This is a genomic window from Myxococcales bacterium (genome assembly GCA_016706225.1).
Classification (GTDB): Bacteria; Myxococcota_A; Polyangia; order Polyangiales; family Polyangiaceae; genus JADJKB01.
The window spans coordinates 678,505-693,626 of sequence record JADJKB010000022.1 but is presented as its reverse complement, the minus strand read 5'-3'; the positions used below and the strand labels follow the sequence as shown (position 1 = coordinate 693,626).

Below are 15,122 nucleotides of genomic sequence, written 5' to 3'. Positions count from 1 at the left end.
GCGTTCTTCCGATGAGTCTCCCTCGCCGCCTTCGTCTACTCCGAGCACCCGAGCCCCAGCGGCCCCGCCGTCAGCAGATACTTCGGGCTCGGGCACGACTTCACACACACACCCAGATTGCAGCCGCCCACGCCCTTGGGCACGGAGTACGTGCAGCCGCCCGCGCCGCAGTTGTGTTGCACGCCGGTGGATGCGTCCTGGCCGAAGCCAGCCTTGGGCGCGGTCACACAGAAACCAAACAGGTTCACCTTGCCGGCGGGGCACTGGCTCTGCTGCTGGGCCACGGGGCAGGTGTTGAAGTGGCGCGGGCTGCCGTCGGGGCAGGCGGGCATGCAGATCGGAATGCCGCTGTCGGGCACCATGCCGGCGGGGCAATTGCCCGGGTTCGGCACCGGCGGCGTGGGCTCGCCGGGTTTGTTCGGTTTGTTGCCGCCGCTCGGCGTGCTGACGTCCACCAGGTACGCGTAGCGAAGGTTCGTCGCCAGCGTCTTCTCGTGGATCCAGGCGTAACCGCCGTCACCCCACTTCGTGCCCCAGCTGTTGTGGATCAGGTAGTACGTCCCGTTGGCCTGCGTCTTGTAACCGGCGAGCACCATCGCGTGGCCTGCGCCGCCCGATTTGAAGTTGCCGTCGGGCACGACCGCCGGTGAGCCCTTCACCTGCTGAAACACGTTGTCGACCCACATCGCGAACCACACGTCCTGGCCCTTCGCGATCGTCGCCTTGATCTCGTTCAAGTCACCGTCCGGCAAGCGCGTCACGTTGGTGACCTTCACCGACTCCGCAGCGTCCATCTGTCCCATCTTGGCGCTGTCGACGGGCTGATTACACGAGACGTCGAGCATCGAGCCACAATCACAACCGGGACCACTCCAGATCTTGCACGCTGCGACCTTGTCGTACGGCCACGCGCTCTCGACGCCCAGTGACTTGCCCTTGTTGCCGTCCACCGTGTCTTCCATGGTCGGATAGTGGTAGCGCGACCAGACCTGCATCACGCTGACGTTGCCGGGTGAACCGCTGCTCGTCGCCAGCGCGTGATCGATCGCGGCCGCGAATGAAAAACCGGTACACGCACCGACCGGGCCTTGATTGCGCACGGGCCCTTCGGTGCCGGCCGAACGATGGTCGACGCTGGCGGGCAAAGGATCCGCGCCTTCGTGCGCAGGGCTCAGGTTGAACGCCTGGCGCCGCACGACGTACTGACTGGCCTTGCCGATCAGCGCGTACTGCGGCGTCATGCAGTCGAGCAGGAACTGCTCGCCAGCAACGTTCGCGACACCACAGCCCTTGAGACCCTGAGCTGCGGGAGGGGGAGTCTGACCGCCAGCCGGCGGCGGGTTCGTGGGCATGCCAGGCAGCCCGGGAATGGGAGGGATCGGAATGCCACCGAGGCTGCCCCAGCCTTGGGGAGGTGGAGGCATCTGAAACGCCGAAGCCGGCAGCGGCGGTGGCAGCGCCGGCAGAGCAAAACCCCAGAACGGAACGGGTCGCGCGGCGGGCGGTGGCGGGGCAGCCGGCGGGGGTGGGTTCTGAGCCACCGCATAGCCCCCGGAGTACATGGGCGGGTTGTTGGCGCGTCGGCCGCTCGAAGTCTCGCAACCCTGAACCACGCCGAGCGCCACGACGCCCAGGGAAAACACACGCAGAGATGGGATGAGTTTACGCACTTTGGTGTTGTTTCATCATACGCCAGCTGGGAGCCCGTGCTTCCGCAGGTTGGACGTCGCGGGGGCACAAACTGAGCAGCTTCTTGCAGGGGCTTGTGCGCGAATGTGCGCAGCTTGACGCATTCTGCGGGCGGATGCTGTGCTCCGCGCGCATGACCCAGGACGAGGCCAAGCGGCTGGCTGCACAGGGTGCCCTCGCGCTCTTGCCCGAGGCGGGAACGATCGGGCTCGGCTCGGGCTCTACCGCCAAACTCTTCATCGACGGAGTCGGGGAGCTCGTGCGGGCCGGGCGGAAGCTCGTTGGGGTCGCCACCAGCGTCGCGAGTCGAATCCAGGCCGAGGCGCTCGGAATTCCGCTCCTGTCCGACGACGGACCCTGGGACATCGCCCTCACCGTCGATGGTGCCGACGAGGTGAACGCCCGGCTGGACTTGATCAAAGGGGGTGGCGGCTGTCACGCGCGAGAGAAGATCGTCAACTTCGCCTCGCGCGTGAACGTGATCATCGTCGACGAATCGAAGCTGAGCGAACGCCTCGGTGAGAAGTGGCCGGTCCCCGTCGAGGTCCTCGCATTTGGACGCGGTGCAACGTTCAACGCGCTCGGGGTTTTTGGGCGCGTGGCGCTGCGCGAGCGGGGGGGCGCACCCTGGCTGACGGACGCCGGCAACTTCATCTACGACGTTCATATCGGGCCCATCAACGACCCTGCCCAGCTCGAGCGCGAGCTTCGGGCCGTGACGGGGGTTGTCGAGACGGGGCTGTTCGTCGGCCGCGCCAATCGGGTGATCGTCGCCGGCGAGAGCGGCGTGCGTGAGCTTTTCCCCAGCCAATGAGCGGAAGCCCGAGCTCGTGTCTGCGTCGCTTGGACGCGCTCCAATCGGCGCTATGCTTGCCGCCGTGAAAACCCGACGCCCCCTCGGTGCCCTCGCAAGTCTCGCTCTTGGTGCCTCGCTCTTGACTGGCGCGGGCAGTGCGTCGGCGCAGGCCACACCCACCTGGCCGGTTCGCCCGGCGCCCGCTGACGCGCCGTCGCCGAAGGAGTTGACGGTCGCCTCGGGGTCCGCGTTGCCGGGGGCCGAAGCGAGCGGGAAAAATCAGGTCGATCCGAGCGAGACCCCCCTGGCGCGGGCGCGCCGCCAGGTCGTCGTTTTGTTGCGCGCCGGCAAGGCAATCGCGATGGGTGTCGTGCTGTCGGGGGACGGGCGCATCCTCACGGCGCTCTCACCTCTCGGTCACGGAAACGACATCGAGGCGCGCTTCGCCGAGGGCAAGCCGACCAAGGTGCGGGTCATTCACAGCGATAGGGCTTGGGATCTGGCGCTGGTTGCCCCCGCGGTTGGGCGCAACGAGCCGGGGCTGCGTGCGTCTCGCGCCACGCTCGATCCCAAAGCAGCAAAGCTGATTTCGTTCGCACCGGGAGCGAAGGACCTCGCGACCGTGAACGTGCGGCTTGGTGCCGAGCGTTCCTTCACGGGTGGCGACGCGACCGAGCTCGCACACGCTCACGCGTTGGAGTCGAAGCACAAGAGCAGCGAGCTCGGCTCCCCAGTCATCGACGAGCGCGGCGACGTGGTCGCGATCATCGCGCAAGCCTGTGCGGCCCCCGCGGACAAACCTTGCAGCTTGGCCCCGTACGCAGCCCCAGTCCCCGCCATCAAGGCGTTCTTGCGCGGAGTCCCATCCGGGAGCTCGCCGCCGCCGCCACCCTTCGGCATTCGAGGTGTGGCGTACGACGCGGGCGCGGTGAAAGGTGTGCGGGTGGTGTCGCTTGCCCGTCGGAGTGCCGCGGCGCGCGCCGGGCTGCGCAGTGGTGTCGACACGATCATTGCGGTCAATGGCCGACCGGTGACCAGCCCCGAGGGCCTGAGCGCGGCGCTCGAGGCTCGGGGCGGACGCGGCGCGGAGCTGCTCGTGTTTGGTGGAGGCCGTTATCGGCAGATCCGCCTCGGGGCCGGCCCGCCGGAGCGCCGGCAGGGGTTCCGCCGGCTCGATCCCTGGAAGCGCCCTCCTGGCGCCCAGCGTCGATCCCGCCGCCCAGGACCCCGTTGATCGAGAGCGGGACTGGCAAAACCGCGCGCTTTTCGGACGCGTTTTGCTTCTCTCACGCTTCCTGCTCGACCCCCCTAGGCTGCGCCCTGGCAGGCTGGTAAAAGGATTTTGCGGAAACCCAGAAGGCTTCCGCTGAATTACCTGTGAGTCGGCCCCTGCGCATCGAGGTTGCTGGCCAGACCGATGTCGGTCGGAAGCGCAACCATAACGAGGACAACTTCGCGATCTTCGCGGAGTACGGTCTGTATGTCGTTGCCGACGGCATGGGCGGGCACGCATCCGGTGAGGTTGCGTCGAAGATGGCCGTCGACACGCTGCAAGAGTTCTTTGCAGCGACAGCGGACGACCCCGAGCGCACCTGGCCCTACAAGATGGACCGGACCAAGGGGTACGAAGAGAACCGCTTGGTCACCGGCATCAAGCTCTGCAACCTCCGCATCTACGAGCAGGCCCAGCGCAACGCCAAACAGCGCGGCATGGGTACGACGTTGGTCGCGCTGTTCGCCGTCGAGGACGGCATCTACATCGCGCACGTCGGGGACAGCCGCATCTATCGCGTGCGCGACGAGAAGATCGAGGCGCTCACCGAGGACCACTCGCTCCTCAACGATTACAAAAAGATGAAGCGCCTCACCGAGGAAGAGATCGCGAACTTCCCGCACAAGAACGTGATCGTTCGCGCCCTCGGTATGAAAGACACCGTCAAGGTCGACACGCGCTTCGAGGCGCCCCGCGCCGGAGACACCGTGTTGCTCTGCACCGACGGGCTATCGGGCCCGGTCACCGACGAAAAGATCCAGGAGATCGTCCTGAACGCGCCGGACCTGCCGACGGCTACCAGTCGGCTGATCGAGGCTGCGAACGAGAACGGCGGTCCCGACAACGTCACCTGCATCCTCGCGCGCTGGATCGAGTGACACCGGGAGGCGCGCGCGCCTCGTTTCCGTGTCAATCGGGCTCGCTGGCGCCGAGGCCCAGGGTGATGGACAGCCCAATGGCCGTGTAAGTCTTGCCGTCCTTCTGTTCGGCCGCCTCGACGCGCGGCATGCGTCCGACCGCGCCGTACAGCGCCAGGCGCCCGCCGTGCATGATGCCGTGCAGGCGCCGGGCGAAGTCGAGGGCAATGGCGCCGGACGCAGACGAGTAGAAACCCGACGCCTTGGCGTGACTCAGCACGAACGGTGGGTCGCCGCAGTCGACACCGAAGCGCCCGTTGGCGTCGAGGCAGTAGTCGCCGTTGGCGTCGAGACCGGTCAGGCCCAGGCTGCCCGCAAAGTGAACTTCAAGGTACTTGCTGGGCGGCGACATGAGCACGTCCACACCAACCTCGGCACCAACCCGGGTTGCCTCGTACGAAGCTCCGTTGTTGGAGCCGTGACCGTAACCACCGAAGGCGAGGGCGCCGACGGAGAACACCTGTTTGTCGTCCAGCCCCGTGCGATAGCGGAGCATCGGCTCCGGGTAGCCGCCGCTGTCCTTCTTGCCGACGTAGCGCCCGCCGATCGCGAGCCCCGGCGCGCCGATCAGCTCACCCGGTTCGAACATCACCGCCGCCTGACCGATCGTGGCGCCGCGCGGATTCTCCTGCACTGACTCGGACAGGTAATAACCCGGTACCCCCGCGATCTGGGCCTCGACTCCGGTCCTCGGCGTCGGCACCACGGACTGCGCGGTGATGGCCGGCATTGGCCCCAGGGTCGTGCAGGCCGAGCCAAAGACCAACAGGAGCGGCAGTGCAATGCTTCGCTGCATGGCCGATTACGTTAGCAGCCTGCGTGCCAGGCGAAACGTCCACGAATCTTGGGGGTGTGTGTCGGTCACGCGCGTGCGCATGCCGCCTCAGGTGTGATTGGGCTGCCGCAGCGCGAAGCCGAGTTCTCACGGAAATTGGTGGGCTATCGCCAGCCCGTAGTGGTCGCGGCGGTTGTAATACTTGAAGTCTTGCCAGCTCCGTTGCCACTCGGCGCGCAACATCAGCCCATCGACGACCCGCACACTCAGGCCGACGGGGATGAAAAACGCCAGGTCGAAACCCCAGGTGCCCAACCGGGGCGCGGTGTAGAGCCAGGTCTCGTCCACTAGCCTGAGCGCCATTGGCGTCGAGAGCCCGAACCAGGCGTAACCAAGCTCCTGCTCCACACCTGCGGCGAGGCGATCGAAGCGGAGCGGCGTGAAACGGAGCGCTCCACCCGCGGCGACCGCGTCATCGTCGAACGCATAGATCCCCGTGACGTCGAAGCGGCGGCCCGCAGCTCCGCTGATCCACGCTTGACTCGCGCTGGCGGAGGGCTCCGTGACGTACGGGCGCGGGGTGACCTGTGCCATGCCGAGCCCGAGCTCGGTTCGGCGATCGGACATCAGGCCCGACGCTGGGCGGAAACTGGCAACGGGCGAACAGCCCATCGCGAGCGCAAACAAGAGCAACGAGGTCGCGCTCGCGCTGAGCTGACGCCGCGGCACGCGTTGCATTTTCGGTGATCGATACAAACGACGTGCCGGCCGAAGCGAGAGATTTGGCCCCGATTTGGCGCCAGTCCTGCGCCGGAGCGTCGAGCTTGCGCAGGCGTTGCTGGTAGCAATGTGCGCTCTGCGCTGATCTGCGTGGCACGACGGATGCAGCCAAGAGGGGTCGTGGCGTCGCCATGGCTCGCCTCCTACCCATCCTCGTCGCTGTGTCGATCTTCGGATCGACCTTCGGGCAAACGGCAACGGCGCTAGCGCAGACTCAATTGCCCGAACCTCCGGCCGTCGAGCTGATCCGTCCAGACGAAGGCTGGTGGATCGATCGCAGCGGTCGAGTCCGCCCGTTCGAGCGCACCTACTCCGACTGGTCACCCGAGCGCTACGAGGCACATCCCTGGCGCGCCGCCGCCGAGATGCTCGGCATCCTGGCCATTGGCACGGCCTGGTACTGGATCAAGGCCGAGGACAACCGCGAGGACTGGGACTTTCCGTCGCTCAACCAGCGGCTGCTCACCTTCGAGGCGCTGACGTTCGACAACAATCGCTTCATCACCAACCACGTCTTGCACCCGGCGGCGGGCAGCGCGTACTACGGCTTCTCACGAGTGAATGGCCTCGGGCCCTACGCCTCGATTGGTTACTCGATGGCGTCGAGCGCGTTCTTCGAGTGGGGTCTCGAGATCCTGGAGAAGGTCAGCATCAACGATCTGCTCTTCACGCCGCTCGGCGCCTGGGCATCGGGAGAATGGTTCTTCCAGCTGGGCGACTACCTGAACAGCGCACCTCGCAGGTCGGCTGTGGGGACTCGGGTGGCAAAGTACACGCTGGGTGCTCCGCGCTACTTGCACGATCTCTGGGACGACGTCCCGCCGCCGCCGGAGCTGCCGGCGGACAACCTGGGATTTTCCACGGCGTTCTGGCACCGGTTCGGCCTCGACTATGGACTCGCCGCCGTGGACAACAACCGGGGTTCGAGCAAGCTGGCCCACGACGTAGTGCTCTCGGGCGAGCTCATTCGCATGCCGGGTTTCCTGCGACCGGGGCACTTCGAGCGTGGCTTCGGCGAGGGAAACTTCGTGGACATGCGCACCCGCATGACCTTCGATGACACCGGCTGGGCAGACATCGACATCTGGTTCTCCGCCGACATCACCGGCTACTTCCACCAGGACTTCGAGCATGCCCCCGGTGGTGTGCGGGGACAGGCGTGGTCTGGTGCGCTCAACACGGCCGGGCGCTTCACCGACCGCTGGTTGCTTCAGCGTCGCGACGGTGTCGCGGTGGCGCACCTGCCCGGCCCCGCGATCCGCGGTTGGATCGCCGATGGCGCGCTCCTGTTTCGGGTCAGCGCCGCAGCGCACCTGGATTTCGCGGCCATCTATGCCCTGCCGTACGAACGCTGGATCGAACGCTATGGCTCGGCGGGCACCAAGTCCGTGCTGCAGAAACACTCGTACTACTACGCGCACGGCGGCTCGGCGGTTGGCTCGGCGTCGCTCGCGTACGAGGGCACCGAGCTCGGGGTGCGGGCGAGCTTCGGGCACTACGAGTCCATCGAGGGGTTCGATCGCGAGCAGACCTCGGTCCTCCGCGACGTGCACAACGCCGACGAGATCATCGAGGGTGCGCTGTGGCTCGGCCACACCACGCCGGGTGCGCCGCTTCATATCGGGATCAGCGCCGAGGAGACTTACCGCGTCAGCCGCATGCCACCCCTCGACGAGGTGCGCTGGGATCGGCGCATCGCCATCAACCTGGGCCTGGGCTTCTGATTATCAGGGGCCGGTCTGCCAGTCGTACGCCGCTTCGAGGTGGGCAACGACGGGCAGGTGATCGGAGCCGCCGGTGTAGCTCACCCAGGCATTCAGCGGTTCGAAGGCCTTGTCGAACAGCACGTGGTCCAGTGTCTCCGTGAACTGATTCGCGATGGAGTTGCCGCGCCACGTGGGCTGGCCGGGGTGGTAGAGCGGTAACACGTTTCGGTAGCCGCGATCCTCGAGGTACTCGACGGCGGAGCCGGACACGCCTTCGTTGAAATCGCCCACGACCAGAGTCGGCAGACCATTCGAGCACTGCTCGATGAACTGTTTGATCTCGAACACGTGGTCGTCGCTCGAGCTAATGTACGAGCTGACCGCGTTGCCAGCGCCGTTGAGCTTCGAGCGCAGGTGCACGTTCAAGATTTGCAGCTTGCCCGTGGGTGTCTCGACGAGCACGTGCCAGGCCGGGTGCCAACCGTTGGGTCCGGGGTGCCAACCGCTGTCGGACACGGGGAATTTGGACAAGACGGCGAGCCCCGCCGCGCCGGGGTCGGGCTGGTTGTGCTGGTAGAGCTGGTATGGATACTCGTCGCCGTAGCGCAGTCTGAGCACGGTCTCGAACTCGGGCGTCGACTCTTGCAGACAGATGATGTCCGCGTGGTTCTTGCCGATGGCGGCGACGGTGCTCGGATCGTCGTGGTCGCCTGCCTCCACGTTGTACGACTGGATCTCGTAGTGCGGAACGCCCGGTGTCGGGTCGCGGGGCTCGAGTGGACGCTCGCCGCATCCGAGCGCGCCGAGCGCCAGAAGGACAGACAGCTGGCACGGGCAAGGGCGACGCATGCGGTTCTCCGAGTGTGTCATCCGATCTGCGGCGGTCAAGCAGACGAGCCGACGCAACCGTTGCGCCGGCGTCAGCGGTCCTTGGGAAAGATGATCTGAACCGGCACGGGCGCGGGCTGATTCTCGACCTCGGCGGCTTCGCCCACCAGCGAGGTCAAGGTCGCGTACACGGCCAGCACGATCGCGAGCATGAGCACGCTCGTCCACAGATACGTGTAGGTCGGTGGGTGCCGCGCGGTGCTCCAGCCCTCGTCGTAGAACTTTCCGCCGCTGCGATCGCGGAGGCGCTTCTGCACACCGCGCAAGAACTCGCTCTCCGGCGGCGGTTCTTCCTTTGCGTCCCCGAGCGAGCCGCGCAACAGATCGCGCAGCTTCGATTCGGCCGCCTCGTCGAGCTCCGGACTCTCGTCGTCGTTTTCGGCCGCGTCCGGCGCGCTGGTGTCTTCGCCCGCCGCTTCCGCGCGCTCGTCTTCGCCCGCCGCTTCCGCGCTCGGCCGCTCGTCTTCGTCGCGGTCGCTCATCGAATCTTCTCCCCCAAGGCGCGCTCCACCTTGGTCTTCAGCATGCCACGGGCGCGATGGATGCGGCTCTTCACCGTGCCGTCCGCCAGCCCCGTGATTTCGGCGATCTCTTGGTAAGCCAGGTCCTCGACGTCAGCGAGAATCAGAACCTCGCGGAAGTCCGGATCCAGCTCCGCGATGCAGGCGTGTACGATCTTTTCGAGCTGGTAGCCCTCGACCATGTGGTCCGGTCGCGCCACGTCGCCGAAGGTCACCCCCTTGGCCTCGCTCAAAGGAGCGCGCTCCGCGACGGGCTCGAGCTCCTGCTTGGTGTCGTCGTGGCGGCGCGCCAGGTACTTGATCCGGTTTTTGCAGAGGTTCACCGCAATGCGATAGACCCACGTGCTCAGCTTGCTGTCGCCGCGAAAAGTGCCGATCGCCTTGAACACCTGCACGAAGACCTCTTGGGCCATGTCTTCGGCTTCGTCACGCCGTCCAAGCATGCGAAACACGAGTCGGAAGACTCGTTGTTCGTAGGTTGAGACCAACTCGTTGAACGCACGCTCGTCATGCCGGCGCAGGCGCTCGATGAATTTGAGCTCACTCTCGTCGACAGCGTCGGACACGTCCCACCAAAGTTCGTGATCACGGTACTCGGAAAGGCGCGGGGCGTCGTCATCCGATGCGTTCCCGAGCAGAATTGCCGGGTCGCTCGGCAGACGCATCCGCGAGGTTGCCACGCCGGAGCGACATCTGATTCCGACGCCAGTTCCGGCGAAATGCCCGGGTCATTCACCCGGGAACTTCCCGAATTGTGCGCTGTCCGAGCGTTCCGAGGCGCGGGCCCACGACGGCCGCCAGGCTGTTGGTTCCGACGCATGGATTCGAACCATGATTCAGGGATTCAAAGTCCCTTGTCCTGCCTTTGGACGACGTCGGAAGAGCTTTGCCGGCGAGTCTTAGCAAAAGCTGGCGGGCCGGGAAACCGCCGAGAGTCACTTGATGCTGGGGGGGATCGGGACCTGGCAGTTGTTGGCGGGGGTCAGCCACTTGATGGCGTTCACCCAAAAAAGCTCGATCTGGTACTCCGGGTGGCCGCTCCACTCGCTGTCGAAGGTGAGCCACTCGTCTCCCCACATCACGACCTTGCCCGCGGCAACCTCCTGCACGCGCAAGAGGTTCCAGCTCTGCTCCGTCGCGAGCACCAGCCCGGCGCCGTTGACCGGGTAGCCGTTGTCGACGCCGATCTTCGAGACCCCGTTCGTCACGGGGTGCTGCACCCAGTTGGTCACCGGGATCGTGTTCGAGCCCGACTTCTGCAGGATCTGCTCCGGGCCGTAGCTCATGCCGTAGGGGGCGAGCAGTTTGTTCACGTTCTGGATTTCACTCGGGCCGGCATAGCCGATGAGGGTCATCAGCCCGCCGCCGCTCTTGATCCAGGCTTCGAGCGCGCTGACCTCCGCGGCCGAGTAGCTGTGGTTGTTGCTCACGTTCTGACTGACGATGACCTGATACTGTTTGAGCAGTTCGGGTGTGAGCGTTTGATCCTTGAGCTGGGTCGTGCCGTAGGTGCTGCGCGCCGCGAGCCAGGCGTCGAAGACATTGGGTTGTCCGACGGTGCCTGGTTCGCCCAGGGTTGCGATGCGCAGGCAGTCGCAGATGCCATCCTTGCCCTTGTCCACGTCGTCGATGATGCCGTTGTTGTCGTTGTCGATGCCGTCGCAGATGTCTTCGTTCCCGGTTACGACGACGCCGCCATCGCCGGCGCCGCCTCCACCACTGCCGCCCAGGTTGAGCCCACCGCTACCGCCGGCACCCGAGCCGGCACCGTTGCCGCCCGCACCCGACTTGCCGCCGCCGCCGGATTTGCCACCCTCGGCGACACCCGTGCCGTCATCCGAGCTGCAGCTCGGCAAACCGAGCGTCGCAAAGGCGACCAGGAAGCCGACCCCCAGAGAAATTCGTCGCGGCATGGTCGTGCCAGCTTAACTCAGTGCTCGGCGGCCCGCTCACGCGCGGCCGAGCGGGCGCCTTTTTCAGCTGGTGGCCAGGCGTTCGTCGATCACCCGCTGCGCGACCGCGCGTGCCTGTCGCACGCAGTCCGGGATCCCCACGCCATCGTACGCGGCTCCGGCGACGTAGAGGCCCGGAAGCTTGGCGAGCTCCGCCTCGATGCGCGCCAGGCGCGCGCCGTGCCCGACGATCGGCTGGGGATTTGCGTCGATGTAACGGAAGATCCGCGTCAGGGTCGGTGTGCCGAGCCCACCCAAGAGCTGTTCGAGTCCGCGCTTCGCCGCGTCGAGCAGCTCGTCATCACTCGCCTTCGCGACGTCGACCTTGGCGCGCGCGCCACCCAGGAACGCGCGCACGAGCACGTGGTCCGCTGGTGCACGCCCATCCCACTTGCTGGAGACCCAGGTGCCCGCGATGAGCTCGGCTTCGCCCTTCGGCGCGACAAAACCCACGCCGTCGAGCGGACGCTCGAGGCCTGCGCGTGGGAGCGCGAAGAACACGGTTGCAGTCGACAGGTAAGGAATGGCGGCGAGCTCGCGCCCGACCTTCTCTTCCGGGACGAGCTTCTGGGTTGCGTGAGCCGGGCAGGCAAACACGACCGCGTCGGCGTCGAGGGTCTCCCCGCCGTCGAGGTGCACGGTCCAGCGCTCGCCCGTGCGTTCGACCGAGAGCACCGCCCGCCCGAGTCGCCGCGCATCGGCAGGAAGTTTGTCGGCGAGCGCCGTCACCAGGCTCCCCATGCCCCCCTTCAATGACATGAATGGGCTCGGGGGCGGACCTTTGGGCTTGGCTCCGCCATTGGCCTTTGCGCGCGCCAGCTGCAGCGCGAGCAGGCCGCGCGCGAGGCTGCCGTGTTTCTTCTCGACGTCGACGAGCTGCGGAAACGTGGACAGCACGGACAGCTGGCCGATGTCACCGGCGTAGATGCCGCCGAGCAGCGGAGCGGCGAGCCGACGCGCGGCCTCGCGACCGAAGCGCCGCGCGATGAAATCTTCGATGCTCTCGTCGCCTTCGTCGCTGCGGCGCGGCAGCACCAGATCTCCCAGCATGCGCAGCTTGGCCCCGAAGCTGACGAGCGGCGTGCTCAGCATGGGGCCAATCTTGGTGGGGATCGCCAGCGCCATGCCTCCGGGCATGGGCTCGAGGCGCCCGCGGTGCACCATGTAGACCTTCGAGGCCTCGGGTCGCGGCACGATCAGATCGTCCCCGAGCCCCAGCTCTCTGCACAGCTCGGCGCCCTCGCGCTTGGTGCTGAGGAACGAGTCCGGCCCGCCATCGAGCAGGAAACCGTCGCGGCTCTCGGTCTCGATGTTGCCGCCGAGACGCTCGCGGCGTTCCACCAGCGTGACGCGTACCCGTGGCTGGTGCAGTGACAGGAAATACGCGGTTGCGAGGCCGGTGATGCCGGCGCCGACGACCACGACGTGCGCCGCTTCGTTCATCTTGCGGCGAGCTGAGCCGAGCGCTCGTGCACCAGATCTGCCACGAAGCGCACGGCGTCGGGGGGTGTCTCCGGCAAGATCCCGTGCCCCAGATTGAAGATGTGCCCCGGCTTGCCGCCCGCCGCCTGGAGCACCTCCACCACACGACGCTCCAGGATCTCCCGCGGCGCCGACAGCAGCAGCGGGTCGAGGTTGCCCTGCACCGCCACGCCATCACCCAGGAGCTTGCGCGCGCCGCCGAGCGGCGTACGCCAGTCGACGCCGATCACGGTCCCGCCCGCTTCCTTCTGCAGCTCGAGCAGGCTGGCGGTGCCGGTGCCGAAGTGAATCACCGGGACGCCGGTCGTCTCCACGTCCTTCAGGATGTGAGCGACGTGGGGCGAGATGAACTCTCGATAGTCAGTGGGTGACAGGGCGCCGATCCACGAGTCGAAGAGCTGCACCGTCTGGGCGCCCGCCTCGATCTGCGCTCGCAGATAACGCCGAACCACTTCCGAGAGCTTCTTCATGAGGGTGTGCCAGAGCTCCGGCTCGGCATACATCATGTGTTTGGTCTTGGCGTAGTGAGAGCTCTTGCCACCTTCGATCAGGTAACTGGCGAGCGTGAACGGCGCGCCGGCAAAACCTATCAGCGGAGTCTTGCCGTCGAGCTCCTTGCGGATCAGGCGCAGGGCCTCGAGCACGTAGCCCAGGCCCTCCTCCGGATCGATCATGCGGAGCGCCTCCACGTCGGCGGCCGTCCGGATCGGGTGAGAGAACACTGGGCCTTCACCCGCGGCGAACTCGAAGGGCGCTCCCATTGGCTCGAGTGGCAGCAAGATGTCGGCGAACAGGATGGCCGCGTCCACGCCCATGGCGCGAACCGGCTGCAACGTCACCTCACACGCCAGCTCGGGCTGCTTGCAGATCTCGAGCAGCGTGTATTTCTCGCGAATGGCTCGGTACTCGGCCATGTAACGTCCGGCCTGGCGCATGAACCACACCGGTGTCGCGTCTACGGGCTCGCGCCGACAGGCGCGCAGGAAGCGATCCCACATCGATTTTTCGTTCCTTCGCTCAGCGCCGCTCGTTTTGTGCGGCGGCTGGGAGCACCTGCTCGTGCGGCGTCTTCTCGCCCTTCTGAGCGCGGTCCTTCATTTCGTACTTGGACGGGCACTTGGCCATGATCTGATTCGCCTCGAAGTACCCCTCGTCGTTCAGCTTGCCCTCGGCCGTGACCTCGACGTCCATGCCGGGAACGTCACGGAAGGTGTCGGGCACCACACATTGCGCGTAGCGAACGTCCAGGGTCTTCTCGTTCTTGACGATGGTGAAACGGTACTCACACGGCTCGTCGCGCTTCTTGAGTGTCCCTTTGACCAAGTTGCCGGCGACGCGCACGTTGCGACTGCCGAGCGTGGCTTTTTCCGCAACCAGCTCGTCGACACCCTTCGAGTAGATGGCCGACTGCTCGAAGCTGGTGAGCACCAGGGTCAAGATGCCGCCGCCCATTACCAACAGGGCCGTGAGCAGGCCCACGTTCTGTAGTCGCTTCTTGCGGCTTGCATCGGCGGTGGGGGCGGCCTTCGCGGCTGCCACCGGTCGCTCGGACACGGGAGAGTTCTCCTCGGAAGTCGTGACGGCGTCCGCCAACTCCTGGTCGAGCTTGCTCATTGACCGAAGCGTAGTCGTGTGCACCCTTCGGGTCCACCGACCGCGGGTTTCAGCGGGCGAAAATCGTGCGTTCCCGCCTCACGGGCCCGGGCGCCGCCGGCGCCCGACGCGGGCGCCCAGGGCCGCCGATACGGCCGCCAAGACGCCGAGCACGACCAGTGTGGTCGCCGCGACCGGCCACGGGCTCAGCGAACCGCCCGAGACGGACATGAGCCACGCCACCAGCGCGGCCAGCGTGCACCCGGACACGGCCTCGCGTGCGCCGGCGCGTCCGCCGAACCGACCGACCGTGAGGCCCACTGCGCCGCAGGCCAGCGCGAGCGACGCCAGCGCGGGCACAATCAGGGACGCAGCCAGCGCGATCCTGACCGGTCCCGGGGGCGTGGCCGCAGTGCCGGGCAACTGCGACACGTCGTCGACTCCCGCAATGCGAGCGGCAAGCGCACGGCCCAACGCCAGCGCCAGCACGACGAGCGGCACCCAGAGTGCGATCGTGAGCGCGGCCGCGATCGCCACCCACTGCACGGGCGAACGCGCCGGACCTTCGTCGGACGAGTTGTCTTGGATCACGGGCAAGCGCCGCGGCACGATGAACATGTAGTGTCGTGAGTCCGCAATTCGCAAACGAATTGCGGATGCGCTCCGCGCGGCGCTGCTATCGCAGCGCGGACACTCCCTTCTCGAAGGGGTGCCGCGCGCCCCTCGCCCCTCGGAATTCGCTTCTCGAAT

The 15,122-nt window shown here is 66.6% G+C and carries 15 protein-coding genes and 1 tRNA gene; 4 read left to right on the top strand and 12 right to left on the bottom strand.

What is annotated here, in order from left to right:
* Positions 1-35 precede the first annotated feature (35 nt).
* Positions 36-1,670 (bottom strand): hypothetical protein, encoded by a 1,635-nt coding sequence (locus tag IPI67_34095; GenBank protein ID MBK7585207.1) that lies wholly within the window; start codon positions 1,668-1,670, stop codon positions 36-38.
* Positions 1,671-1,822: 152 nt separating this feature from the next.
* Here IPI67_34095 and rpiA point away from each other — a divergent pair, with 152 nt between their 5' ends.
* The 3 genes from rpiA (at position 1,823) to IPI67_34080 (ending at position 4,636) form a co-directional block, all read left to right on the top strand.
* Positions 1,823-2,503 carry a ribose-5-phosphate isomerase RpiA gene (rpiA, locus tag IPI67_34090; protein MBK7585206.1) on the top strand — a complete coding sequence of 227 codons (681 nt, stop codon included), beginning with the start codon at positions 1,823-1,825 and terminating at the stop codon, positions 2,501-2,503.
* Between the two features lie 64 nt (positions 2,504-2,567).
* Positions 2,568-3,719, top strand: coding sequence for a serine protease (locus tag IPI67_34085; protein MBK7585205.1), 1,152 nt, complete (start codon positions 2,568-2,570; stop codon positions 3,717-3,719).
* A 155-nt stretch (positions 3,720-3,874) separates the two neighbouring features.
* Positions 3,875-4,636 (top strand): Stp1/IreP family PP2C-type Ser/Thr phosphatase, encoded by a 762-nt coding sequence (locus IPI67_34080; protein ID MBK7585204.1) that lies wholly within the window; start codon positions 3,875-3,877, stop codon positions 4,634-4,636.
* A gap of 31 nt (positions 4,637-4,667) precedes the next feature.
* Here IPI67_34080 and IPI67_34075 read toward each other — a convergent pair whose 3' ends face one another.
* Both IPI67_34075 and IPI67_34070 read right to left on the bottom strand, forming a co-directional pair.
* Positions 4,668-5,471 carry a hypothetical protein gene (locus IPI67_34075; GenBank protein MBK7585203.1) on the bottom strand — a complete coding sequence of 268 codons (804 nt, stop codon included), beginning with the start codon at positions 5,469-5,471 and terminating at the stop codon, positions 4,668-4,670.
* A 126-nt stretch (positions 5,472-5,597) separates the two neighbouring features.
* The gene (locus IPI67_34070; protein ID MBK7585202.1) at positions 5,598-6,188 is read right to left on the bottom strand and encodes a hypothetical protein; all 591 of its coding nucleotides are present in this window, start codon (positions 6,186-6,188) and stop codon (positions 5,598-5,600) included.
* Between the two features lie 173 nt (positions 6,189-6,361).
* Between IPI67_34070 and IPI67_34065 the strand changes: the two genes are divergently transcribed.
* Positions 6,362-7,954 (top strand): DUF3943 domain-containing protein, encoded by a 1,593-nt coding sequence (locus IPI67_34065; GenBank protein MBK7585201.1) that lies wholly within the window; start codon positions 6,362-6,364, stop codon positions 7,952-7,954.
* A gap of 3 nt (positions 7,955-7,957) precedes the next feature.
* Here IPI67_34065 and IPI67_34060 read toward each other — a convergent pair whose 3' ends face one another.
* From IPI67_34060 to IPI67_34020, 9 genes are all read right to left on the bottom strand, one after another.
* Positions 7,958-8,785, bottom strand: coding sequence for an endonuclease/exonuclease/phosphatase family protein (locus IPI67_34060; protein MBK7585200.1), 828 nt, complete (start codon positions 8,783-8,785; stop codon positions 7,958-7,960).
* A 71-nt stretch (positions 8,786-8,856) separates the two neighbouring features.
* A complete protein-coding gene (locus tag IPI67_34055) occupies positions 8,857-9,306 on the bottom strand; it encodes a hypothetical protein (protein ID MBK7585199.1) in 450 nt (149 codons plus the stop codon).
* Positions 9,303-10,010, bottom strand: a complete 708-nt coding sequence (locus IPI67_34050) for a sigma-70 family RNA polymerase sigma factor (protein MBK7585198.1) — start codon at positions 10,008-10,010, stop codon at positions 9,303-9,305. Before IPI67_34050 ends, IPI67_34055 begins: the two co-directional genes overlap by 4 nt.
* Before the next feature lie 141 nt (positions 10,011-10,151).
* Positions 10,152-10,225, bottom strand: a tRNA-Gln gene (locus IPI67_34045).
* Positions 10,226-10,280: 55 nt separating this feature from the next.
* Positions 10,281-11,258 (bottom strand): hypothetical protein, encoded by a 978-nt coding sequence (locus tag IPI67_34040; GenBank protein ID MBK7585197.1) that lies wholly within the window; start codon positions 11,256-11,258, stop codon positions 10,281-10,283.
* Between the two features lie 63 nt (positions 11,259-11,321).
* Positions 11,322-12,740: a protoporphyrinogen oxidase gene (gene hemG / locus IPI67_34035; GenBank protein MBK7585196.1), complete on the bottom strand. Its 1,419-nt coding sequence runs from the start codon at positions 12,738-12,740 to the stop codon at positions 11,322-11,324.
* Positions 12,737-13,777, bottom strand: coding sequence for a uroporphyrinogen decarboxylase (hemE, locus tag IPI67_34030; GenBank protein MBK7585195.1), 1,041 nt, complete (start codon positions 13,775-13,777; stop codon positions 12,737-12,739). Before hemE ends, hemG begins: the two co-directional genes overlap by 4 nt.
* 19 nt (positions 13,778-13,796) lie before the next feature.
* The gene (locus tag IPI67_34025) at positions 13,797-14,393 is read right to left on the bottom strand and encodes a cytochrome c maturation protein CcmE (protein MBK7585194.1); all 597 of its coding nucleotides are present in this window, start codon (positions 14,391-14,393) and stop codon (positions 13,797-13,799) included.
* Positions 14,394-14,471: 78 nt separating this feature from the next.
* Positions 14,472-15,017 carry a hypothetical protein gene (locus IPI67_34020; protein MBK7585193.1) on the bottom strand — a complete coding sequence of 182 codons (546 nt, stop codon included), beginning with the start codon at positions 15,015-15,017 and terminating at the stop codon, positions 14,472-14,474.
* Positions 15,018-15,122 lie beyond the last annotated feature (105 nt).